Source organism: Clostridium mucosae, assembly GCF_024622765.1.
In the GTDB taxonomy this organism is placed as follows: Bacteria; Bacillota; Clostridia; order Clostridiales; family Clostridiaceae; genus Clostridium.
Map to the genome: position 1 here is coordinate 252,170 of NZ_JANKAF010000001.1, position 24,746 is coordinate 276,915.

The following is a 24,746-nucleotide window of genomic DNA, read 5'->3' on the forward strand; positions in this document are numbered from 1 at the left end:
GGAGTGGAATCCATGCTTGTACTAAAGCTTGTTTATAACGACGATCTAGACTTTGTAAGTGAAATTCAGGAATTAAGGACTATTCTAAAGAAAAAAGACATAAAGATTGGGATAGTAGAAAGTGTGGAACTTGATAATCATATAGTTAAAATATTATGTGATGATGATAGTTATAATAAAAGAATAAAAGATATCATAAATTTATATATAAGTAATGTGTTATACAAAATTGTTATAGAGGAATATAAAGATAAAGAAATTTTTGATTTTTTAACTGAAAATTATTTCTTTCTTAAACAAGAGGAAGTAATAGAAGTTGAAGAGGAAATTATGAAAGTATTATTAGGTGAAGAATCATTAAAGTTTGATAACTTGATTTATTGTATGAATAAAATGAATAGTATTATAGAAAAAATTAAAAATTGTTTAGAAGAAAATTCTGAAATAAATATAAATGGATTTATCAGATTTAGAATGAAAGAGTTAAGGGAAGATATAGAAAACATAATAGATAAGGTTATTGAAAGCTACATGGTAGAAAAAGAATATAGGGAATTTGTTAAATTACTAAAATATTTTGTAGATATTCAAGAAAGTAAAATAGATGAAGTAAATATATTAATCGATGAAATTGGCAATTACTCAATAAAAGATAAAAATAAAGAGGATATATTTAATGAATTTATGAAAGAATTAGTGGAGTGTAGAATAGATACAGATGCGAAGATGGAAGATATAATAATAAGTGGATTAATAACTAATGCTCCTAAAAAAGTAATAATACATGGAAAGAAAAATTGCTTAAATAAAGAATTTATAGATACTATAGAAAATGTATTTGAAGATAAGGTAAGCTATTGCACTGGGTGTTCTTTATGTATAGAAAAACAAGTTAAATTTTAAAATTATGTTGACAAGTTTTTTGACAGATAATATAATTACAAGTGTTAAGAAGAAACAAAGCCGTTTCTCACCTTACGGCAGAGCTTAGTAAGGTAGTATATTCTTATTTTAATTTATTATTTAAATTAAAGCGTGAGTATTATGAGGACGGCATATTGCTGTCTTTTTTATTTTGTCTAAATATAGTAAGTTACAAGATAAAAAAGAGGTTTAATATTTAGCATTATTAGAGATGCATAAAATGCAATTTAAAAGTGATTCTAAATAATTCGATATAATAGAGTTAATTTAAAATTACTACTTACAGTTAAGGGGTCAATAAAGATCAGAAAATTATTAAGTAAATATTTTTATAATTGATTTATGATATTTTTTATTATTAGTTTTTATTCCCCTTAATATAGCATAATCTGAGAGGAGGATTTTATTATGCCAAAAATGAAAACGCACAGAGGTGCAGCAAAAAGATTTAAAAAAACAGGTACAGGAAAGTTAAAAAGAGCAAAAGCTTTCAAGAGTCATATCTTAACAAAGAAAAGCTCTAAGAGAAAGAGAAACTTAAGAAAAACTGCTTATGTTTCAACTACTCAAGAAAAAGCAATGAAGAAATTATTACCATATTTATAAGATAGTAGGAGGTTTGAAACATGGCAAGAGTTAAAAGAGCAGTAAATTCACGTAAAAATCATAAAAAAGTGTTAAAGCTTGCAAAAGGTTATTATGGTGGAAAGAGCAGATTATTTAAAACTGCTAATGAATCAGTAATAAGAGCTTTAAGAAATGCTTATGTTGGAAGAAGATTAAAGAAGAGAGATTTCAGAAGACTATGGATAGCAAGAATTAATGCTGCTACAAGAATGAATGGTCTTTCATATTCAAAATTTATAAATGGAATCAAGTTAGCTAGAATTGATATGAACAGAAAAATGTTATCAGAAATAGCTATAAATGATCCTAAGGCATTTGCAGATTTAGTAGAAGTAGCAAAAAGCCAACTAAACAAATAATCTATTGCGACCATAGGGTCGCATTTTTTGTAAATAAATATAAATAATATATATATAAACAGTTTATAATAATTAATATTAGAATATAAATTATAAAAATATAATATTTAATATGATTTTTATAAAGTTATGTTAACAATTTATATAAAAATAATAACTATATTTTCTTTAAATAATTTAATTTATACTATACTAATATTAATTATATGATTATTAATTTAAATATATATAGTTAGTATATCTAAGAGGTGAAGATATGCAGTTTAGTTTGAAAAAAAAATTTAGGCTAAAAGGAGTTCAAATATTAGCATTAGGATTCTTAATAGCAATTTTAATAGGTGGAATTATACTATCCTTACCTATTTCATCGAGAACAGGTGAGCCAACTAATTTTTTAGATGCTATTTTTACATCTACATCTGCAGTATGTGTAACTGGATTAATAACATTAGATACTAGTACACATTGGAGTGTTTTTGGGCAAAGTGTTATTATGACATTGATAGAAATTGGTGGTCTTGGATTTATGTCTTTTGCAGTTCTTATATCCTTGATATTAGGTAAGAAAATAACTTTAAGAGAAAGACTTGTTATGCAAGAAGCAATGAACACATATTCAATTCAAGGTCTTGTAAAAATGGTTAAGTATGTTTTAGTTTTTACTGTATCAGTCCAATTTTTTGGAGCCTTATTGTTATCGACTCAATTTGTGCCTGAATATGGTATTGCTCGAGGTATGTTTTACAGTGTTTTCCATTCGATTTCAGTCTTTTGTAATGCAGGATTTGATTTGCTTGGAACAAGCCTTGTAGGGTATTCAAGTAATAGCGTAGTGATTTTAGTAATAAGTGCGCTAATAATAATTGGAGGATTAGGCTTTACAGTTCTTTTAGAAATATATGAATTTAAAGGGATAAAGAAATTGTCCCTTCACTCTAAATTAGTACTAATAACTACGGCAATATTAGTATTCGGTGGAGCAATCTTAATGTTTATATTTGAATATAATAACGTTGAAACAATAGCAAATATGAATATTAAAGATAAACTATTAAATTCATTTTTTGCATCTGTTAGCCCGAGAACTGCAGGATTTAATAGTGTATCAACTAGTGGTATGACTTTAGCAAGTAAATTCTTAACTATAATATTAATGTTTATTGGAGGGTCTCCTGGATCAACTGCAGGTGGTTTGAAGACAGTAACTTTCGGTATATTAGTATTAACTGTTATATGTGTAATAAAAGGAAGAGAAGATACTGAAGTGTTTGGACGAAGATTTACAAAAGAAATCGTATATAAGTCATTTACATTATTATTTATAGGAGTATCTTTAGTAATATTTGCAACAATGATTTTATCTTATACTGAAGTTGGCTCTAGCTTTATAGACTTGTTGTATGAGACAACATCTGCATTTGGAACTGTAGGTTTAACATTAGGTCTTACTCCTAACCTAAGTTCTATAGGTAAAATTTTAATTATGCTTATGATGTATTTTGGAAGAGTTGGTCCTCTTACTGTAATGCTTGCATTAACAAGAAAACGTAAAAAATCTGGTTATAAATATCCAGAAGGAAAAATTTTAATTGGTTAGGAGATGAATTTAATTGTCTAACAAACAATTTGTAATTATAGGGCTTGGAAGATTTGGATCTTCAATAGCAAAAACTTTATATTCTTTAGGGAATGATGTATTAGCAATAGACAGAGATGAAGATATAGTACAAGAAATAGCTGATAGTGTTACACATGCTGTACAGCTAGATGCAACAGACGAAAATGCTTTAAGAGCATTAGGAATAAGAAATTTTGATGTAGCAGTAGTTACTATAGGTGATAATATTCAATCAAGTATTATGGCTACGTTATTAGTAAAAGAATTAGGAGTTAAATATATTATAGCTAAAGGGCATAGCGATTTACATGCAAAAGTTCTTTATAAGATAGGAGCAGATAGAGTTGTACTACCAGAAAAAGATATGGGAGTAAGAGTTGCTCATAATTTAGTTTCTGCAAATATATTAGATTATATTGAACTTTCAGAAGATTACAGCGTTATGGAAATTCAAGCTTTAGATGAATGGTCAGGCAAAACTCTAAATGAATTAAGACTTAGAAGTAAATATGGAATAAACGTTATGGCAATTAAAAGAGGTGATGATGTTAATTTATCACCATCAGCAGAAGATATAGTTGAAGATAATGACGTAATTGTTGCTATAGGATCAGCAGAAGATCTAAATAGATTAGAAGGTATGATAGCTAAATCAAATTAACGAGGTGTAAATTTTGATTTATATAGAAAGTAAGGATAATAATTTTTTTAAGTCTACAAAAAAACTTAAGGAAAGAAGATTTAGACAAAAAGAAGGTAAATTTATTTTAGAAGGATTTAGATTAATAGAAGAAGCTGTGAAAGCTAATATGGAAGTAGAATATATAGTTTTATCTCAGGGTGATGAGGAAAAATTTAATAGTAGCAGTTTAAAAGAAACTATTAATGGTAATAATATATATGTTTTTTCAAATAATTTATTTTCACAAATATCTTCTACAGAGCATCCTCAAGGAATTGTAGCTGTTGTTAAAAATAAAGAAATGTCTATTGATTTAAAAGGTAAGTTTTTCTTGGTATGTGATAAGGTTCAAGATCCTGGCAATTTGGGCACTATAATAAGAACTGGTCATGCAGCTGGAGTAGATGGAATAATACTTACAAAAGGAACTGTAGATATTTATAATGATAAAACAATAAGATCTACTATGGGATCTATATTTTATGTTCCAATTTTTTATGATAATGAAGATTTTAGTATTATTAAAGAACTTAAATATAGTGGAGTTTCATTAGTAACAACATCTCTTGAGGAATCTAAAAACTTTTTTGAAGAAGATTTAAGTGGAAAGATTATGTTAGCTGTAGGTAATGAAGGTAATGGAATAAGCAATGAACTTTTTGAACTTGCAAATAAAAAAGTTAAAATTCCAATGCCAGGTGGAGCGGAATCTTTAAATGTAGCAGTAGCAACATCCATAATTTTATTTGAAAAAGTAAGACAAAATTTAATATAGAAATAAATAGAAACTTTCTATTGAAATTAATAAAGTTTATTTGTATAATAAATTATAAATTAAATATAAAAAGACTGTGAATGAGAAAGTAGATATAAAGGACTTTGCAGGGAGAAATAGTCTAAGACTGGAAGCTATTTTAAAGAAATTTATATTGAAGTTCCCTCAGGAGTCCTAGAAGTGAAATTAACAGTAGTTTCTAGCGGTTTTATCCGTTATTTAAATTTGAGTTGGGTTATAAAATTTTATAACCAATTAGGGTGGTAACGCGGCACTTCGTCCCTTTTATATAGGGGACGGAGTTTTTTTATTTTAATCAAAAAGGAGGAACAAATATGCAAGAAAAGTTAATGGCTATTAAAGAAAATGCATTTAATGAATTAACAAATGTCAACACTAGCTCAGAATTAGAAGAAATAAGAGTAAAATATTTGGGTAAAAAAGGAGAGCTAACTACTATATTAAGAGGAATGGGATCATTATCTCAAGAAGAAAGACCAATAGTAGGAAAGCTTGTAAATGTAGTAAAAAAAGAAGTTGAAGATAGAATTGAAGAAATATCAAGAGGAATTAAGGAAAAAGAAAAAAATGCTAAATTAGCATCTGAAGTTATAGATATATCTCTTCCAGGAAAAAAGAACTTAATTGGTAAGAGACATCCATTAGATTTAACTCTAGAAAGTATGAAGAGTATCTTTATATCAATGGGTTTTACAGTAGAAGAAGGACCAGAAGTAGAATTAGATCATTATAATTTTGAAGCCTTAAATATTCCAAAGGATCACCCAGCAAGAAGTGAGCAAGATACTTTTTATATAAATGATAATTTAGTATTAAGAACACAAACTTCACCAGTTCAAATTAGAGTTATGGAAAATCAAGCTCCACCAATAAAAATGATAGCGCCAGGTAAAGTATATAGATCAGATGCAGTTGATGCAACTCACTCACCTATATTCTATCAAATGGAAGGATTAGTTATTGATAAGGGAGTTACATTTGCAGATTTAAAAGGAACTCTAGAGCTTTTTGCAAAGAAGATGTTTGGAGATAAGGTTAAAACTAAATTTAGACCTCACCACTTCCCATTTACAGAACCTTCAGCAGAAATGGATGCAACTTGCTTCGTATGTGAAGGTAAAGGATGTAGAGTTTGTAAAGGAAGTGGATGGATAGAACTTTTAGGTTGTGGAATGGTTCATCCACAAGTATTAAGAAATTGTGGTATAGACCCAGAAGTTTATAGCGGATTTGCCTTCGGATTTGGCGTTGATAGAATGGTTATGCTTAAATATGGAATAGATGACATCAGACTATTATACGAAAGTGATATGAGATTTTTAAATCAATTTTAATTAGAGGAGGTAAAAAAAGATGAAAGTACCATTTAATTGGTTAAAAGATTATGTTGAAGTGAATATAGATGCAAAAGAGCTTGGAGATAGATTAACATTAACAGGTTCAGCAGTAGAAGAAGTTATTACTCAAGGGGATGTAATTAAAAATGTAGTTACTGGAAAAATCGTTGAGATAACTACACATCCAGATGCTGATAAATTAAAGGTGTGCCAAGTTGATATTGTAGCAGATGAAAAGATTCAAATTGTTACAGCTGCAACAAATATGAAGGAAGATGACGTAGTACCAGTTGCACTTCATAAATCAATTTTAGCAGATGGAACAGAAATTAAGAAAGGTAAACTTAGAGGGGTAGTGTCTAATGGTATGTTCTGTTCAGAAGAAGAACTTGGAATAGCTGGCGATGAACCAGTTCATGGTTTAATGATTTTACCTAAAGATGCACCGCTAGGGATGGATATTAAAAAATATTTAGGCCTTAACAAATCTATATTAGATTTTGAAATAACTTCAAATAGACCAGATTGCTTAAGTATAGTTGGGATGGCAAGAGAAACTGCAGCAACTCTTTCTACATCTTATAAAATGCCAAATTTCAACTATGAAGTAAAGAATTCTGAAAATATTAATGATAAATTAAAAGTTGAAGTTAAAGATTCTTTATGTAGAAGATACATGGCAAGAGGAGTTAAAAATGTTAAGGTTATGCCTTCACCAGGTTGGATGCAAGAAAGACTATTAGAAGCTGGGGTTAGACCTATAAACAATATAGTTGATATAACTAATTTTGTAATGTTAGAACTTGGGGAACCAATGCATGCTTTTGATGCAAGAGAAATTCAAAGTGGAAAAATAGTTGTAGAAAGAGCTAAAGATGGAGAAACTTTCGTTACTTTAGATGAAACTGAAAGAAACTTAGATTCTAGCTTCTTATGCATAAAAGATGGAGATAAAACTATAGCTTTAGCAGGAATAATGGGTGGATTAAATTCAGAAATTAAAGAAGATACAACTGAAGTTATTTTTGAATGTGCAAACTTTGATGGAACTAATATAAGAGTTAACTCTAAAAAACTTAACTTAAGAACTGAAAGTTCATCAAGATTTGAAAAAGATATAGATCCAAATCTTGCAAGTCTTGCAATAGATAGAGCTTGTGCTTTAATCTGCGAGCTTGGATGTGGTGAAGTAATGGAAGGAACTATTGATGTATATACTCAAAAGAAAGAAGAAGGAAATATTACAGTAGATTCTAACTGGATAAATAAATTTTTAGGAACAGAAATAGCAAAAGAAGATATGAAAAAATATCTTGATTCTTTAGATTTAAAAACAGAAGTTGTAAATGATGATTTAGTTATAAATATACCAACATTTAGAATTGATATAGCAATTAAAGAAGATATAGCTGAAGAAGTTGCAAGAATATATGGATATGATAAGATTCCAACTACAATATTTAAGGTATCTACTGAAAGAGAGCCTAAATATAAAAATGAAATATTAACTGAAGAAGTTATAAATACTATGATAGGAAGTGGATTAAATCAATCTATAAGCTATTCTTTTGTATCACCTAAAGTTTTTGATAAAATCAATTTACCAGAAAATAGTGAGCTAAGAAATGTTGTAAAGATTAAAAATCCACTTGGCGAAGATTATTCTGTAATGAGAACAACTACTATTCATTCAATGATGGAATCTTTAGGAAGAAACTATTCAAGAAATAATGAATATGCTAGATTATTTGAGGTTGGTAAGATATATATACCAAGTGAAGATGAAACTGTTCTTCCAACTGAAAAGAATATATTAACAATTGGTATGTATGGAAACTGCGATTATTTAGATTTAAAGGGAGTTGTAGAAAATATTGTTGAAGCTTTAGGTTTAAATAAAGTAACATTTGCTCGTGAAGCTGAAAATCCTAGCTATCACCCAGGTAAAACTGCTGCTTTAATGATTGGTAAATCAAAAGTAGGGGTATTAGGTGAAGTTCACCCTGACGTTTCAGAAAACTATGGCGTTGATGTTAATTGCTATTTAGCTGAATTAGATTTAGATTTATTATTTAATAGTGCTGAAACAACTAAGAAATATAAGCCACTTCCAAAGTTCCCAGCAGTTACAAGAGATATAGCTTTATTAGTAAATAATGAAGTATTAGTGCAAGAAATAGAAGATACTATTAAAAAAGCTGGTGGAAACTTAGTTGAAAAAGTAAAATTATTTGATATTTACAAAGGAACTCAAATACCAGAAGGTAAAAAGAGTATAGCTTATGCAATTGCATATAGAGATGAAAAAAAGACACTTACAGATAATGATGTTAATAAAGTTCATGATAAAATATTAAGAAGTCTTGAGTATAAATTAGGTGCTACTTTAAGATAATGTATAAATTTATTTATATAATAAATAAATTTATATAAGAAGATTAATAAGCTGTATTATAAGAAAAATTCTTAAAATACAGCTTTATTATTTTTATATAATTATACAATAAACATTTAATTACTAAAATTTTATTTAAATAATTAATATCCAATATATAGTTGCTATTTGGAAACATACATAAAAGGAAATAAACCATTTTATTTAAACAAAAAATATATCTTAACTATTCATTATATTATTACTTGAATTTTGTATATTATAAGTTGAAATGTTTATATATAATATATTTTTTACAGTATAAAATTTGTGATAAAATAAAACATATTTATATTTATGTAAAGGAGAAAAATATGAATTATTTAATTAATGTATTAAAAGGAATGGTTATAGGAGTATCAAATGTTATTCCAGGAGTAAGTGGTGGAACTATGGCTGTTGTAATGGGGATTTACGATAAAATAATATATTCTGTTAATAACTTCTTTAAAGATATAAAGAAAAATATGTTATTTTTAGCCTCTCTTGGTATTGGAGCTGTAGTAGGAATATTATTATTTACTAATTTAATTGATTATTTACTTAAAAGTTATAATGAACAAACTAACTTTTTCTTTATTGGATTAATATTAGGTACAGCACCATTATTATTAAAAAAGGCAACAGAAACAAAAGTAAGTGGTGGAAATTGGATAGGATTAGTAATAGGGTTTATAATTGTTGCTGGACTAGGGTTATTAGAAAAAATAAATCCTGATGCCGCATTTTTAAGCTCAATATTTAAGCCTAATGCAATAGGATTCTTTGTAGCTGGATTTATTGCAGCTGCAACAATGATATTACCTGGAATAAGTGGTTCATTTATATTATTATTAATAGGTTTGTATGAACCGATAATAGAAATAGTAAAAAACTTTGATATCGTAAATATGGCTATTGTTGGAGTAGGAGTTGTTGGTGGATTTTTATTAATGACTAAACTTATAGAAAAAATATTTAATAAGTATCCTCAAACTGCTTACTGCATAATTTTTGGGTTAGTAGTAGGTTCAGTATTTGTAATTTATCCAGGTTTTACATTTGGATTAATGGGGATAGTATCTATTATTTCCTTAATAGTAGGATTTGTTATTGCTTATGTTATAGGAAGAAGTGAAATATAAATAACAAAGGATATTTTAGGTTTTTATATTATTAAGTCTAAAATATCTTTTTATTTTTAAAATAACTCTTTCAGTTAAGCAAACATAGTAATCAATTGTATATTTTTAGTTAAATTTAAATCTTTATTGCAACATATATACATTCTTTGGAATATTTATGTTAAAATTAAATTAGGTATATTATTATGTTAACGAGGTGTATTATGAATACTGTAACTATAAAGATAAATGGGATTGAATACAATCTAAAGGGAAGAGAAAATGAAGAATACTTATTAGAAGTAGCAAGATATGTAGATGGAAAAGTGAAAGATATTATGGCAAACAATAGAAAGCTAAGTTCTACAGCAGCCGCTACTCTTGTTGCGTTAAATATAGCAGACGAACTATTTAAAGCAGATATAGAAATAGAAGGACTAATGAAGAAAAATACTTCTTTAGATGAAAGAAACTTGACACTGAAGGAGAGAATAAAAGAAATTAGAGAAGAGGTTGAGGGGATAGAATTTAATAGCTCAAGAGAAATTGATAAACTAAATCAAATAATAGATGAATTAAATAAAAAGCTTCTAGAGGCAGAAGAAATAAAAACCAAAGTTACACTTCTTGAAAATGAAAATGAAGAAAATAATCTTTTAAGAGAAAAAATATCAAAATTAGAGGAAGAAATAAGTGCTAAAGAAGTAGAGATAAATGAAAAAGATTCTTTAAAATTAGAAATAGATTCTTTAAAAGATGAAAATTTAAGTTTAAGAGAAGAAGTAGAGAACTGCTATAAAGAGTTAGATAACTTAAAAGAAACTAATGGATTATTAAAGAATAATGAGGTTGGCTATAAAGAGAAGTTTATTAAGCTTAACGAAGAGTGCAAGATAATGGAAGATGATTTTAAAAAGACAAAAGCAGAAAAAGATTTATTAAAGCAAAGAAATAAAGAAATAAAATTCCAATTACAAAATTCAAAATATAAAGTTTTAGATTTAGAAAAAAAATTGATTGATATACAAGTAAAGCTAGCCTGTGAAAAAAAGCAAAAAAATGTCTTACTTAAAGATGTTTAATTATAATGTATATGATGTTTTAAAACAGCTTGATTCCTATTAATTAAGCTGTTTTTTATATTTAGAGAGTAAGTTTAAAACTATAATAGAAAAAAGTTAGAATTTATGATATATATATATTTAAGAAAGATAAAAGCATAAGAAACTAAAGTTTAGGAGAAGTATTTATGAAAAAGATAGAAATTTTAGCTCCGGCAGGGAGCATGGAAAGTCTTGTTGCAGCAATGAATAAAGGTGCAGATGCAGTTTATTTAGGTGGGAATAAATTTTCAGCCAGAGCATATGCATCTAACTTTGATAATGATAATATGATAAAAGCTGTTGATTATGTACATAGCTATGGAGCTAAGGTTTATGTAACATTAAATACTATATTGAAGGAAAATGAACTAGAAGAAGCTGTTAGATATGTAGGTTTTTTATATGAAATAGGAGTAGATGCAATAATACTTCAGGACTTAGGGTTATTTAAAAGAATAAAGGAAGATTATCCAGGTTTTGAAATACATGCATCTACACAAATGACAATACATAATGGAGAAGGTGCGCTATTTTTTAAAGAAAGAGGTTTTCATAGGATAGTTTTATCTAGAGAATTATCTGTAGATGAAGTTAAATATATTTCTAAAGATTTAGGAATAGAAACAGAAATATTTGTTCATGGTGCATTATGTATATCATACTCTGGACAATGTCTTATGAGCTCTATGATAGGTGGTAGAAGTGGAAATAGAGGTAGATGTGCACAACCTTGCAGAATGGAATATACATTAAAGGGAAATACAGCTGGAGAAAGAAAGGCGTATCTTCTAAGTCCTAAGGATACATGTACAATAGAAGATATTAAAGATATTATAGATTCAGGAACATATTCATTAAAAATAGAAGGAAGAATGAAAAGACCAGAATATGTTGCAGGAGTAGTAGAAAATTATAAAAATGCAGTAGAAAAAGAATTATATGATACTGAATATAATGTTAGTAAGGGAAAAAGAGAACTTTTGCAACTATTTAATAGAGGAGGATTTTCTAAAGCTTATTTACATAAAAATGTTGGCAGGGATATGATGAGCTTTAAGCATCCAAGAAATACTGGAGTACCTCTAGGTAGAATAGAAAAAAATGGAGAAATAGTTTTAAAAGAAGATATTGCATTAGGTGATGGATTTAGATTTAGGGAAAGTGGATTTTCAATAAATAAAATTATTGCTAATGGAAAAGAAGTAAAAGAAGCCAAAAGAGGAGAAAAAGTTAAAATATTTCCAACTGCTTATAAGGTAGGCGATGAGATATTTAAATCATTAGATAAAAAGCTATTTGATTCTTTGGAGGATTCTATAAAACCATATAATAGAAAGATTTCATTAAAGGCAGAGGTTACTTTTAAGGTTTCAGAACCATTAAAGATGAGAATAAAATATAATAATAAGAATTATGAATTCTTAGGTGAAGTTATTGAAAAGGCAGAAAAGAGACCTTTAGAAAAAGATAGAGTTATAGAAGCTTTAAGTAAATCTGGAGATTGTGTTTTTAAAATAGATGAAATTAACTTTGAATCTTTTGAAGAGGGATTTATAAGAGTTAGTGATTTAAATAACTTCAGAAGAGAAGCTTTAGAAGGAATTCAAAAATCTATTACGAAATCATTTAGAAGAAAAAGACCACAAAAATTAGAAAAAATTAATAATATTAAAAGTAATGACATCAATTTAGAGATAGTATATCAATGTATTACTAGAGAACAACTTGATACCTTAATAGAAGAAGGAATTAAGGATATAATAGTTGATGTGTTTAATAGAGATAAGGATGCTATAAAGGTTAAAGATCTAATAGAAGTATCTCAAAATAAAAATCTAAACATATATTTAAAAGTTCCAAATATAATTAAAAGTGAATTTAATAATGTAATAAATATAATAGAAAAGGTAAAAGAATATATTAAAGGTATAGTGACTGTTAATGTTGGAGTAATTCGTAAATATCAAAATGAAATGATGATAATAGGTGATTATAAACTGAATATAATAAATTCAGAAGCTTTAAAGTTTTATCAAAATGAAATCAATATTCCTACATTAAGTTTAGAGCTAAATAGAAAAGAAATTAAACATATGTTAAAGGAAAATAAGGGGAATGTACAAGGAATAATATATGGTAAAACTGAGCTTATGATAAGTGAATATTGTCCTATTGGAAGTACTTTTGGTGAAAAGTCATCTTGCAGCGACTGTAATCTGGCATGTACAAGGGATGAATTTACACTAATAGATAGAATGAATGAAAAGTTTAGAGTAATGACTGATATTTTTTGTAGAAGCTATATTTTAAATCCTCATCCATTGAATCTTATTGAAGAAAAAGAGGATTTAAAAAATCTTGGAGTAAATTCTTTTAGAGTTGAATTTAGGGATGAAAGTTCGAATGAAGTAAAAAAGGTACTTAGAATGATAAGAGGAGAAGAAAAAGTCAATACTAATAATTATACAAAAGGTCATTATAGAAGAGGGATAGAATAGAGGCGAAGATATGAGTATTATAGTACTTAAATATTTACTTTTAGGAGTAGTTTTATTAAATTTGCTGGTTATATTAGGAAGTAGAAAATTTAAAAAGAATATTGAAATAGTAAATGCAACTCTTGAATATAGAAGAGAATTTAGTAAACTATTAAAAGATCTTTGGAAAAATCAAATTATAATGATTGCTATAGGAGTAACATTATTTTTATTAGCTATATTGATTAGAGAAAATGATAATAAGATTGCAATTAATACATTTGCAGTTATAAGTAATTTATATGTGCTAATTTCAGCATTCTTAGCTACATATAACTATAATAATTTTAATAGAGGAATAGTTAATTTATTAAATAAAATTAAAGGCTAGGGTAATGAAGAGGAGATATTATGGAAGAAAGAACTCTTAGAGTATTAGAATTTAATAAAATAAAAGAAAAATTAAAAGAATATGCAGTAACACATGGAGGGAAAAATATTATAGATAATCTTATACCTTATGATACTGTATTTGAAGTTAAAAATAAGCTTAAAGAAAGTAATGAAGCACTAGATTTATTAATAACAAAAGGAAATCCTCCATTTGAAGGATTATTTGATGTTAGAGAAGGAGTAGAAAGAGCTAAAAAGGGAGGGGTATTATCAGCAGGACAGCTATTAAGAATTGGTGGTATGCTTAAATGTTCAAGAAGATTTAAGGAATATATAGCTAGAAGAGAAGATGAAGTTCCTCATATAATTTTAGAAGATTTGGCATATATATTAACCCCTATAAAAAATCTTGAAGATATTATAGAAATGTCTATAATTTCTGAAGAGGAAATAAGTGATAAAGCAAGTAGTACATTAAATGGAATAAGAAGAAGTTTAAAAGAAAAGAATTCTTCTGTAAGAGATAAAATAAATTCAATTGTAAGAGCAAATGCAAAGTACCTTCAAGATGCTTTATATACAATGAGAGGAGATAGGTATGTTTTACCTGTAAAAGCTGAATATAAGGGAGCAGTTCCAGGTCTTGTACATGATCAAAGTTCAACTGGAGCAACATTATTTATTGAGCCTATGAGCCTTGTAAATTTAAATAATGAAATAAAGGAACTTAAATTAAAAGAAAAAGCAGAAATAGAAAGAATATTAATGGATTTATCTAATAAGGTTTATGAAAACATTGAAACTGTAGAATCTAATTATAAAATTCTTACAGAATTAGATTTTATATTTGCAAAAGGGAAATATGCGTCTAGTTTAAATGCCATTTGCCCAGAAGTTAATGAAGATAGAAGCTTTGACATAATTCAAGGAAGACATCCATTAATTGACCCTAAGATAGTTGTGCCTTCTGATATTTATTTAGGTAAAGAATTTAATACTTTAATGATTACTGGACCTAATACTGGAGGTAAAACTGTAACATTAAAGACTGTTGGATTACTGCATTTAATGGGCCTTAGTGGACTTTTAATTCCAGCAAAAGATGCCTCAAGTATAAGCTTTTTCACAAAGATATTTGCAGATATAGGAGATGAGCAAAGTATAGAACAATCATTATCTACTTTTTCATCTCATATGACAAATATAGTAAAAATAATGAAAGAAGCAGATGATAGCTCATTAGTTTTATTTGATGAATTAGGATCAGGAACTGATCCTGTTGAAGGAGCAGCATTAGCAATAGCTATAATAGATACATTAAGAGATCAGGGATCTAGATTAATAGCAACAACACACTATAGCGAATTAAAAGGATACGCTTTAAGAACTCCTGGAATTGAAAATGCATCTGTTGAATTTGACGTTGAGACATTAAGACCTACATATAGGCTTTTAATAGGTGTTCCTGGAAAATCAAATGCATTTGAAATTTCAAAGAGATTAGGACTTCAAGATGATGTAATAAATAAAGCTAAAAGTAATATTTCATCAGAAAACCTTCAATTTGAAGATTTAATAAGGGATCTTCAAGAAAAAAGTATTTTAGCTAATAGAGATGCAAGAGAAGCTAAAAGAATAAAAACAGAAGCGGAAGAACTTAAAAAGAAGTACGATGAAAAGTTTAAAAAATTAGAGGAAGTTAGAGATAAAGCTTATAATGAAGCAAGAAGAGAAGCGAAGGATATTATAGCAAAAGCAAAAGATGAAGCAGATGAAATCTTAAAGGCAATGAGAGAACTTGAGAAACTCGGAATTTCTCAAGGTGGTAGAGCTAGATTAGAAGAAGAAAGAAAAAAACTTAAAGATAGTTTAGAAAAGAAAGAAGAATCATTATATAAAACAAGAGAAAATACAGGAGAAGTCATTGAAAAAGTAATTTTAGGAATGGATGCATATTTACCTTCTTTAAATCAAAATGTAATAATTATTTCAATGCCTGATTCAAGGGGAGAAGTTCAAGTAGAAGCAGGTATAATGAAGATAAATGTTAAGTTGAAAGATTTAAGAAAAGTTAATAATGCACCAACTAAAAAAGAAAAGAAGAAAAGAGAGCTTAAGTTAAACTTAAAATCAGTAGAAAATAGAGTCGATTTAAGAGGGATGGATGCAGAAGAAGCTTGTTACAAAGCAGATAAATATTTAGATGAAGCATATATGGCTAATTTAGGAGAGGTAACAATAGTTCATGGAAAAGGAACAGGAGTTTTAAGAAAAGCTATAAATGACATGTTAAAAAGACATCCTCATGTTAAAAGCTATAGATTAGGCGAATATGGTGAAGGTGGAGATGGAGTAACAATAGCAATTCTTAAATAAAATAATAATTAAAATACTATTAAGATAAGAAAAGACTCGTGTTTTAGAGTCTTTTTTTATGCTATAATTATATAGGAAAAGAGGTGTATATATGTATCTTATAAGCAGTTGTTTATGTGGGATTAATTGTAAGTATAATGGCGGTAATAACGTAAATAGTAATTGCTTGGATCTTTTTAAAGAAGGTAAAGCCATATTGATATGTCCTGAACAACTCGGAGGACTTCCTACACCTAGAACTCCTGCAGAAATTCAAGGAGATTCAGAAGAAATTTTAAATGGTAATCATAAAATTATAACTAAAGAAGGTTTAGATGTTACCAAAGAGTTTTTAAAGGGAGCATATGAAACTTTACATATAGCAAAATTAAGTAATATAAATAAGGCCATTTTAAAGGAAGGAAGTCCATCATGCGGAGTTAATTATGTTTATGATGGGAGTTTTAATGGAACGAAAATAAAGGGAAAAGGTTTGACAGCTACTATTTTAAAAAAAATGGAATAGATGTTATAAGTGATATTGATTTGGAAGGAGAATAATTATGGGGATACTAGACATTTTTAAAAGAGCAAAAAGAAAAGAATTTGAAGATGATTATGATGAAGAATATGAAGAATATGAAGAATATGAAGAATATATAGATGATTCAAAGGATAATAATTATGAAATAGAAATTAATTATAAAGAAGAAATAGATTTGAAAGAAGAAAAAAATTCTATTCAAAATTTTGAAGAAATAAATTTAAAAGAACAGGTTAAACTATCAAAAGAAGAAATAGATAGTTTAATTAGCAGTGAAATTTTGAAGGTAATTGAACTATATGATGATTTTAATCAAGTTAGGGTAGCAGCAAGAGAAGCAGCAAATAATATAGGTAGAGAATATTTAAGTGAATTACCAAATTACTTAAATGGAAAAATACATAAGCCAAGTAGGTTTATAGATAAGTACGATGAAATAGGAGAGTGGTCTATAGTTGTTGAAAATTCAGTATTAATGATAATTTATAGCTACAAGGAAGAAGCAGTTCCTATTTTAGAAAGAGTTTCTCAAAGGAATTCAAATTTAAATTTAAAGGCTACAAATTTATTATGCAAGTTAGCTAGTGAAAATGTAAAAACAGATGAGATAATTAATTCAATTATGAATAATTTAATTGCTTTTAATGATGAAAATAAAATTATTATTTTAGGATTTATGTCTCAGATCAAGGAAAATAATCAAGTAATTGGATTAATACAACATTTTTATAAGAACTTCGTAAAAAATGGAGAAATAAGAAATGCTTATAGAACATTAAAACATTTAATAAATGCTGCAGAAAGATTTACTAAAGGACATTTAAAATTTCTAAAAGCAATAGCTATGGGAAATAATACAATAAATTTAGAAGAAATTATGATGATAGAAGAAGATGATCCAAGAACTATTTCAATTGATAAGATTGATGATTCTTTAAGGATTGATGCAGCAATAACTTATTTTACATTAGATAATAATGATGCTGATATAAATAGCAAACTATATTATTTAAGTGAATATTCCTTAGATAAAAATTTGAGAGAAAGAATTAAGAGTTTGTTAAATGAGTAATTATCTTATAAAAATATAAATTATATTTTTATTTTATGTATGCTTATGAATGCTGAAAAGTAATGGAGGATAAATTTTGAAAAATAATAAAACAAGTAGAAAAAGGAAAATGTTAAAACGAAGAATTACTTCATTAACTATTTTTGGAGTTATAATTGGAATTTTTTTATATACACCTATTAAATTTAAACACTTTAGTTTATTGAATTCAGAAACAGAAGCTAATGAAAAGTTTACTCTTCAAATGGGAGCTTTAAATGACTTTAAAGCTATTAAAGATAGTTTTAACAATATATATACTACAGATGAAAACTTAAATGAAGTTAATACATTCATAGAAAATATTGAAAAGAATATGTCTAAAGGAATAACTGAAGAGTTAGAAAGTTTAATTTCAAATCTAAAATCAAGAATAAATGAATTAAGTGCTTCTAATCAAATAGAACTTGAAAATATGTTTAATGATATAAATGGGGACAACCTAAAGGGTTTTTCAGAAGAAGAAATGAATAAGGTTAATGAAATTATTGATGAATATAATCAATTATTTAGTGAAAAAAAATATAAACAAGCTAAAGAAACATTAAATTCATTAATTAATTATATAAACGAAACTAAAAAGATTGCTAATGAAAGACGAATAAAGGAAACATATGAAGAAAAGTCAAGTGAAGATGCAAGTTTAAGAGAGGCCAAATATATAAATGGAGTTTTAATTGTTAACAAAGAATTTGGACTACCAGATAGTTTTGCACCAGGAGAAAGTGCAGAAGCAAGGCAAGCATTTGAGAATATGAAAGCAGATGCGGCTAACGAAGGTATTTATTTAAATGCATTTTCAACTTATAGAAGTTATTGGAGTCAAGATAGATTATATTGGAACTATGTATCTAATTATGGTCAGGATCCTACAGACACATTTTCTGCTAAACCTGGATTTAGCGAGCACCAAACAGGACTAGCTTTCGATATTGGTGGTGTTGATAGATCGCTTTGGGCCGAAGAGGACTTTAAATATACAGATGAAGCAAAATGGTTAAAAGATAATAGTTATAAATATGGATTTATTTTAAGATATCCTGAAGGTAAGGAATGGAAAACGGGATATATGTATGAGTCATGGCACTTTAGATATATTGGAGTTGATCATAGTAAAAATTTTAAAGATAATGATTTGACTTTAGAAGAATATTTAGGATTGTAATAAAAAAGGTAATTTGATTTTATCAAATTACCTTTTTTGTTATTTACGAAATTTATAAAAATGTTTTTAATTTTGTTATAAATAAATAAGGTTTTTGTAAGTTTTATTTATTTACAATTTTAATATTTTCTACAGTTAAATCTTCAGTTCCCTGAACATATAAATTAGCTCTTTTTAAATCATGAACATAATCTACAACTTCTTGAGTTATTTCTTCTCCAGGACAAAGTACTGGAATTCCGGGAGGATAAGCAAGTAAAAATTCACCGGAAATTTTACCTATGCTTTCAGTTAAAGGAATTGAAATTTTATCGCTATAAAAAGCTTCTCTTGGATTAAGAGCTTTTATTGGTATTGAAGGAATGTCTAAGAAATCTTGAACTGGTTTATTTTTACCATAATACTCATTAGATATTTCTTTAAGTGCAGCAAGTAATCTATCCATACCTTCTTTAGTATCTCCAAATGAACCAACAGCTAAAACGTTATAAAAGTCAGATAACTCCATTTGAATATGATATTTATCTGAAAGAATCATATCAAGTTCAAATCCTGTTATTCCAAGTTCTCTAGAAGAAATAGTAAGCTTTGTAGGATCAAATGAATACGAACCAGGCTTGCCTAAAACTTCCTCACCAAAGCAATAGAATCCAGGGATTTTATTTATCTCATCTCTAGTGTACTTGCAAAGTTCTATTGTTTTTTCAAGTAACTCTTTTCCTTCTAATGCAATTTGTCTTCTAGCACAATCTAAAGAGGCCATTAGTATGTATGAAGGAGAAGTTGTCTGCATTAAATTTAAAATTTGTTGAACTCTTTTAGGATCTACATATTTGCTTTTAACATGCAATAAAGAACCTTGAGTAAGTGATCCTATTATTTTATGTGTACTTTGAGCACAAATATCAGCACCAGCTTCTAATGCTGACATAGGTAATTTTTCTGAAAATGCTAAATGAGGACCGTGGGCTTCATCAACTATTAATGGAATATCATAACTATGAACTATATCAGCAATATTTTTTATGTCTGTAGCTACACCATAATAAGTAGGGTTTATAATTAACACAGCTTTAGCATCTGGATTTTCTTTAAGTGTTTTTTCAATAGTTTCAGGAGTTACACCATGAGCAATCCCTAATTTTTTGTCAATTTCAGGTTCCATAAATACTGGAACAGCACCACTTAAAATAATACCAGAAGTAACTGATTTATGTACATTTCTAGGAACAATTATCTTATCACCATCATTTACTACTGCAAGTATCATAGCTTGTATAGCACCTGATGTACCATGAATTGAGAAAAATGAAGCATGTGATTTATAAGCATCTGCTACTAATTCTTGAGCCTTTTTTATAGGACCAGTAGGATGATGTAAGCTGTCAACTAGTTTAAATACCGTAACATCTATTTTAAATGGATTTTCACCTATAAAATCCTTAAACTCTTTATCTATACCTACTCCTTTCTTGTGTCCAGGAACATGGAATGGTAGTGTTTCTCTATTTACATACTCCTTAAGGACATCAAAAAGAGGAGTTTCGTTTTGATTTAATTTATACAATTTAGAACACCTTCTCTCTTATAACTATTATTGGTTATCCAATAAGTTTTATACAAACAATAATATTATATTTTATTAGTTTAAACTATGCAATAAAATACTCAATTTAATTAAAAGAAATATGTAAATTAGTGAAGTTTGAATAAAAAATAGTATTTCTGACAACAATATTTGAAGAGAAGATGAATAATAGGAGGAATTATCTGTGAATAATTTAAACTTAAATAAGAGAGATGCAAACATACCTAATAATGCCAAGAAGGTGAGAAAAGCTGGAAAGGTTCCAGGAATATTATATGGCAAGAATTTAAATGATTTTATGTTTGAGGTTGGAGAATTAGAATTATGTAGAGAAATTTCTAAAAATGGAGAGCACGGGGTATTGGATGTTGATTTAAATGGAAGTGCTCACAAAGCTTTAATTAAAGATGTTCAAAGAGATCCAGTATCACACAAAATAATTCACTTAGATTTAGAAGAATTAGAACAAAATCAAAAAATAGTATCTTCTGTACCAATTCATTATGTAGGAGAAAATCATTTAAGCAAAAGAGGGATGGTGCTACAAAAAGAAAAAGATAGTATAAGAATAGAATGTACACCTAATACACTACCAAAACATGTAGATATAAATATTAATGGAAGTAATGATGGTTATGTTTATAGAGTAGGAGATTTAGAAATAGCATCTGAACTTTCAATAATCGATGATTTAAATACTGTAATTGCTTCAGTAAGCTATGAAAGAAAAACTGTAAGTGATGATATGGAAGAAATAGAAGCAGAAAATAGTAAAAAACAATAAAAATAATTTCGAAAAATGTAAAGATATACAATGTTTTGTCTATTTACATTTTTTTATTCCCTAATTAAATTCTTTAGTGTATAATATTACCTGATTATTAGTTTATTAGTTTCAGGAGGGGTAGCATGGTATACAGAGAAAAATATAATGATTGGTTAGAATCAAAAATAGTAGATGAAAAGATTAAAGATGAATTAAGAGCGATAGTGGACGAAAAGGAAATTGAAGATAGATTTTATAAAGATCTTGAGTTTGGTACAGGTGGACTTAGAGGTGTAATTGGTGCTGGAAGCAATAGAATGAACATATATACTGTTTTTAAAGCAACTAAAGGATTTGCAAATTATTTAAATGGTAGATTTGAAAATCCTTCAGTTGCAATAGCATATGACTCAAGAAACATGTCAAAGGAGTTTTCAAAAGCTGCAGCTTTAACTCTTTGTGCAAACAATATTAAAGTATATTTATATGAAAGCTTAAGACCAACACCAATGCTTTCTTTTGCAGTAAGACATTTAGATTGTACAGGTGGAATTGTAGTTACAGCTTCACATAATCCAAAAGAATACAATGGATATAAGGTCTATGATGAATTTGGTGGTCAAGTTACTGATGAAAAGGCTAACATAATAATTAATGAAGTAAACAAAATAAATAACTTTGCTGAAATAAATACAATAAATGAAGAAGAAGCTTTAGAAAAAGGTTTATTAAAATATATTGGAGAAGAAGTAGATAAGGCTTATATTGAAGCAATTAAGAGTTTAACTATTAGAAAGAATTTAGTAAAAGAAAATGCTAGCGATTTAAAGCTAATATACACTCCAATACATGGTTCAGGAAATATGCCTGTAAGAAGAGTACTTAATGAGCTTGGATATACTGGAGTATCAGTAGTTAAAGAACAAGAAATGCCAGATGGAAACTTCCCAACAGCATCATATCCAAATCCAGAGGAGCCTGCAGTATTTAAACTAGCATTAGAAATGGCTAAAACAGAAAATCCAGATGTTATTTTTGCAACAGATCCAGATGCGGATAGAATAGGGGTTGTTGTAAAAGATAGCGAAGGTGAATACAAAGTATTAACTGGAAATCAAACAGGATTATTATTAACTCAATATATATTAGATGCTTTAAAAGAAGAAGAGAGACTGCCTGAAAATGGTGTTATCATTAAAACTATAGTAACTACAGATGGAGCTAAGAAAATTGCTGAGGCTTATAATATTGAGCTTATGGAAGTGTTAACAGGCTTTAAATATATAGGCGAAAAAATGCAAGGATTCGAAGTAAATAAAGACAAAACTTATTTATTTGGATTTGAAGAAAGTTATGGATATTTAGCAGGAGATTTTGCTAGAGATAAAGATGCTGTAGTAGCTGCTATGTTAATTTCAGAAATGACTTTATACTATAAAGAACAAGGAAAGAGTTTATACGATGGATTAGTAGAATTATACGAAAAGTATGGATTCTTTAAAGAAACTCTAGTATCTTTTGAGTTAAAAGGTAAAGAAGGTAGCGAAAAGATAGCTAAGTGCATTGATTCATTAAGAAATGAAAAACTTGTTGAAGTTAATGGAGTAAAAGTAGCTACTAAATACGATTATAAACTAAGTGTTGAAGAAAATATGGTTAATGGAGAAAAGAAAGAAATTAATCTTCCAAAATCAAATGTTTTAAAATTTGTTTTAGATAATGGAGCATGGTTTGTAGTTAGACCTTCAGGAACAGAGCCAAAGATGAAAGCTTATGTTGCTGTTAAAGGAAATAGCTTAAAGGATTCAGAAGAATTATTAGAAAGCTTTAAAAATGAAGTTGTTGCTTTAGTAAATAGCAAATTAAACTAAGAACTATATAGTGATAATAAGGTAAGTTATTGTTAAAATAACTTACCTTATTTAACATTTTAAAGTGTAATAGATAAAGCGTAATAATAAATACTAAGCTTAAATATAAAGTATAAAAAGAATAGATAATTAATATTAAAAATTTTATTTAGGTGGATATATATAAGTTGATTAATTTAGTATGAAAGTAAGTAAACTTATATATATCCACTTTCTTATTTGAAAGCTAGTAAAATATATAGTATTATTTATAATAAAGTAATTTTTAAGGAGGTATCTGTATTGGATTATAATGCAGCATTTAAAGAAAAATTAGGTAAATTATTATTTTTAGAAATGGATAAGGAAGGGTTTAAAAAAAGTGTAAATATTCCTAGTTATGTAGATTTTAAAAATAAAGATTTATATTTACCTATTTCTCCAGAATACATAACATCAAATGTTAATGATGAAATTAAGTTGAAAAATTTACCTATATATTATTTTGTCGAGGGAATGTTTTTGGCAATGGGTGCCGATGAAAATTTAAGATTTAATGATGATTATGAAACAATATTAACGTACATTAAAGATACAGAAAGTTGTATAAAAAGCATAATTTCTAAAAAAATAAATGATGATAAATTGATAGATGCTTACTTACTTTTAAAAGGTTTCTATAGATATTCAAAAGATATTGATGTCATGAAAAAGGTTTTATTAGTTGGTGAAAATTTAAGAGAAAAGGATAATGCTTTTAAAAATATAATATTGCAAGATATTGAATATTGCGAAGAAAACTCATTGAAAATTCCTGAAGCATATCTTTATAAAACCTTGATATTAAAAGATGATGGGGATTTTAAAGGATCAAAGGTTGCTATCAATGAATATTTAAATAATGGTGGTAAGAAAACAGAAGAAGTAAATATATTAATTGATGATATTACTAATATTTCAAATTATGAAGTTGCAATAGAACATTTAAAAGACGATCCAGTTAAAACAGTAAAATTATTACTTGAATTATTAGAGAAATTTGAAAATAATCCATTGGTTTATTATTATTTAGGGGTCGCCTATAGAAAACTTGAAAATTATGAAAAAGCTATTTATTATTTAAATGAAAGCTTAGCAAGAGAAAGTGGAATATATGAAGTAGTTGTTGAACTTGGAATAAACTATGCGTGTATAAATGATTTTGAAAGTGCAATTAAATACTTTAAAAAGGCTTTTGAAGTTATAAAAGAAGTAGAAATTTGCACAAATATTGTTATGTGCTATATGAATTTAAATAATTTAGAAGAAGCTAAATTACATCTTGATATAGCTAAAAAGTTAGATCCAGAAGATGAAATTGTAAAAGACTTGGAGAAGATATTAAATAAATAGCGAAATAGTTAAGAGAAAAAGTTAAGGAGAAAATCCTTACAGGATTTTTTAATAATAGGTGATTTTCACTTATATTTTAAGTGTTGAGTAGTAAAAGTATCCTTAACTTTTCACTCTTTTAT

General features: G+C 27.4%; 18 protein-coding genes, 1 pseudogene and 1 other annotated feature. Of the genes and pseudogenes, 18 read left to right on the forward strand and 1 reads right to left on the reverse strand.

Features of this window, described 5'->3' with window-relative positions:
- Positions 1-12: 12 nt before the first annotated feature.
- The 15 genes and pseudogenes from ytxC to NSA50_RS01340 all read left to right on the forward strand — a co-directional run bounded on the left by ytxC (position 13) and on the right by NSA50_RS01340 (position 19,028).
- On the forward strand, positions 13-903 hold the full coding sequence (ytxC, locus tag NSA50_RS01265; protein ID WP_195264016.1) for a putative sporulation protein YtxC: 891 nt from the start codon (positions 13-15) through the stop codon (positions 901-903).
- A gap of 429 nt (positions 904-1,332) precedes the next feature.
- Complete coding sequence (gene rpmI, locus NSA50_RS01270) at positions 1,333-1,530, forward strand: 50S ribosomal protein L35 (protein ID WP_008679235.1); 198 nt, start codon at positions 1,333-1,335, stop codon at positions 1,528-1,530.
- Between the two features lie 20 nt (positions 1,531-1,550).
- On the forward strand, positions 1,551-1,910 hold the full coding sequence (rplT, locus tag NSA50_RS01275; RefSeq protein ID WP_257442353.1) for a 50S ribosomal protein L20: 360 nt from the start codon (positions 1,551-1,553) through the stop codon (positions 1,908-1,910).
- Positions 1,911-2,166: 256 nt separating this feature from the next.
- A complete protein-coding gene (locus NSA50_RS01280; protein WP_257442355.1) occupies positions 2,167-3,507 on the forward strand; it encodes a TrkH family potassium uptake protein in 1,341 nt (446 codons plus the stop codon).
- A gap of 13 nt (positions 3,508-3,520) precedes the next feature.
- Positions 3,521-4,189 (forward strand): potassium channel family protein, encoded by a 669-nt coding sequence (locus tag NSA50_RS01285; protein ID WP_195264018.1) that lies wholly within the window; start codon positions 3,521-3,523, stop codon positions 4,187-4,189.
- A 13-nt stretch (positions 4,190-4,202) separates the two neighbouring features.
- The gene (locus NSA50_RS01290) at positions 4,203-4,985 is read left to right on the forward strand and encodes a TrmH family RNA methyltransferase (protein ID WP_195264019.1); all 783 of its coding nucleotides are present in this window, start codon (positions 4,203-4,205) and stop codon (positions 4,983-4,985) included.
- Between the two features lie 67 nt (positions 4,986-5,052).
- Positions 5,053-5,272: a binding site (T-box leader), on the forward strand.
- A 48-nt stretch (positions 5,273-5,320) separates the two neighbouring features.
- Positions 5,321-6,340, forward strand: coding sequence for a phenylalanine--tRNA ligase subunit alpha (pheS, locus tag NSA50_RS01295; protein ID WP_195264020.1), 1,020 nt, complete (start codon positions 5,321-5,323; stop codon positions 6,338-6,340).
- A 19-nt stretch (positions 6,341-6,359) separates the two neighbouring features.
- The gene (gene pheT, locus NSA50_RS01300; protein WP_257442358.1) at positions 6,360-8,738 is read left to right on the forward strand and encodes a phenylalanine--tRNA ligase subunit beta; all 2,379 of its coding nucleotides are present in this window, start codon (positions 6,360-6,362) and stop codon (positions 8,736-8,738) included.
- Between the two features lie 353 nt (positions 8,739-9,091).
- Entirely contained in the window at positions 9,092-9,901 is an 810-nt protein-coding gene (locus tag NSA50_RS01305; RefSeq protein WP_195264022.1) for a DUF368 domain-containing protein, read from the forward strand.
- Between the two features lie 203 nt (positions 9,902-10,104).
- A complete protein-coding gene (gene zapA, locus NSA50_RS01310; RefSeq protein ID WP_195264023.1) occupies positions 10,105-10,962 on the forward strand; it encodes a cell division protein ZapA in 858 nt (285 codons plus the stop codon).
- A 167-nt stretch (positions 10,963-11,129) separates the two neighbouring features.
- A complete protein-coding gene (locus NSA50_RS01315) occupies positions 11,130-13,481 on the forward strand; it encodes a DUF3656 domain-containing U32 family peptidase (RefSeq protein WP_257442360.1) in 2,352 nt (783 codons plus the stop codon).
- Between the two features lie 10 nt (positions 13,482-13,491).
- Positions 13,492-13,851, forward strand: coding sequence for a hypothetical protein (locus NSA50_RS01320; protein ID WP_257442362.1), 360 nt, complete (start codon positions 13,492-13,494; stop codon positions 13,849-13,851).
- Positions 13,852-13,871: 20 nt separating this feature from the next.
- Positions 13,872-16,229, forward strand: coding sequence for an endonuclease MutS2 (locus NSA50_RS01325; RefSeq protein WP_195428407.1), 2,358 nt, complete (start codon positions 13,872-13,874; stop codon positions 16,227-16,229).
- A gap of 91 nt (positions 16,230-16,320) precedes the next feature.
- Positions 16,321-17,029 (forward strand): annotated as a pseudogene (locus NSA50_RS19975) (DUF523 domain-containing protein); the annotation flags it as partial.
- A gap of 871 nt (positions 17,030-17,900) precedes the next feature.
- On the forward strand, positions 17,901-19,028 hold the full coding sequence (locus tag NSA50_RS01340) for a M15 family metallopeptidase (protein WP_257442368.1): 1,128 nt from the start codon (positions 17,901-17,903) through the stop codon (positions 19,026-19,028).
- Positions 19,029-19,131: 103 nt separating this feature from the next.
- Here NSA50_RS01340 and NSA50_RS01345 read toward each other — a convergent pair whose 3' ends face one another.
- Positions 19,132-20,595, reverse strand: a complete 1,464-nt coding sequence (locus NSA50_RS01345; protein ID WP_257442370.1) for an aminotransferase class I/II-fold pyridoxal phosphate-dependent enzyme — start codon at positions 20,593-20,595, stop codon at positions 19,132-19,134.
- Between the two features lie 205 nt (positions 20,596-20,800).
- Here NSA50_RS01345 and NSA50_RS01350 point away from each other — a divergent pair, with 205 nt between their 5' ends.
- The 3 genes from NSA50_RS01350 (at position 20,801) to NSA50_RS01360 (ending at position 24,624) form a co-directional block, all read left to right on the forward strand.
- A complete protein-coding gene (locus NSA50_RS01350) occupies positions 20,801-21,400 on the forward strand; it encodes a 50S ribosomal protein L25 (RefSeq protein ID WP_195264031.1) in 600 nt (199 codons plus the stop codon).
- Between the two features lie 125 nt (positions 21,401-21,525).
- Entirely contained in the window at positions 21,526-23,253 is a 1,728-nt protein-coding gene (locus tag NSA50_RS01355) for a phospho-sugar mutase (RefSeq protein WP_257442372.1), read from the forward strand.
- Positions 23,254-23,535: 282 nt separating this feature from the next.
- On the forward strand, positions 23,536-24,624 hold the full coding sequence (locus NSA50_RS01360) for a tetratricopeptide repeat protein (RefSeq protein ID WP_374940954.1): 1,089 nt from the start codon (positions 23,536-23,538) through the stop codon (positions 24,622-24,624).
- Positions 24,625-24,746 lie beyond the last annotated feature (122 nt).

Coding starts and splice junctions, on each gene's coding strand:
- NSA50_RS01315 (WP_257442360.1), top strand. CDS start 11,130: ATGAAAAAGATAGAAATTTTAGCTCCGGCAGGGAGCATGGAAAGTCTT.
- NSA50_RS01325 (WP_195428407.1), top strand. CDS start 13,872: ATGGAAGAAAGAACTCTTAGAGTATTAGAATTTAATAAAATAAAAGAA.
- pheT (WP_257442358.1), top strand. CDS start 6,360: ATGAAAGTACCATTTAATTGGTTAAAAGATTATGTTGAAGTGAATATA.
- zapA (WP_195264023.1), top strand. CDS start 10,105: ATGAATACTGTAACTATAAAGATAAATGGGATTGAATACAATCTAAAG.
- rplT (WP_257442353.1), top strand. CDS start 1,551: ATGGCAAGAGTTAAAAGAGCAGTAAATTCACGTAAAAATCATAAAAAA.
- NSA50_RS01320 (WP_257442362.1), top strand. CDS start 13,492: ATGAGTATTATAGTACTTAAATATTTACTTTTAGGAGTAGTTTTATTA.
- NSA50_RS01305 (WP_195264022.1), top strand. CDS start 9,092: ATGAATTATTTAATTAATGTATTAAAAGGAATGGTTATAGGAGTATCA.
- NSA50_RS01280 (WP_257442355.1), top strand. CDS start 2,167: ATGCAGTTTAGTTTGAAAAAAAAATTTAGGCTAAAAGGAGTTCAAATA.
- rpmI (WP_008679235.1), top strand. CDS start 1,333: ATGCCAAAAATGAAAACGCACAGAGGTGCAGCAAAAAGATTTAAAAAA.
- pheS (WP_195264020.1), top strand. CDS start 5,321: ATGCAAGAAAAGTTAATGGCTATTAAAGAAAATGCATTTAATGAATTA.
- ytxC (WP_195264016.1), top strand. CDS start 13: ATGCTTGTACTAAAGCTTGTTTATAACGACGATCTAGACTTTGTAAGT.
- NSA50_RS01355 (WP_257442372.1), top strand. CDS start 21,526: ATGGTATACAGAGAAAAATATAATGATTGGTTAGAATCAAAAATAGTA.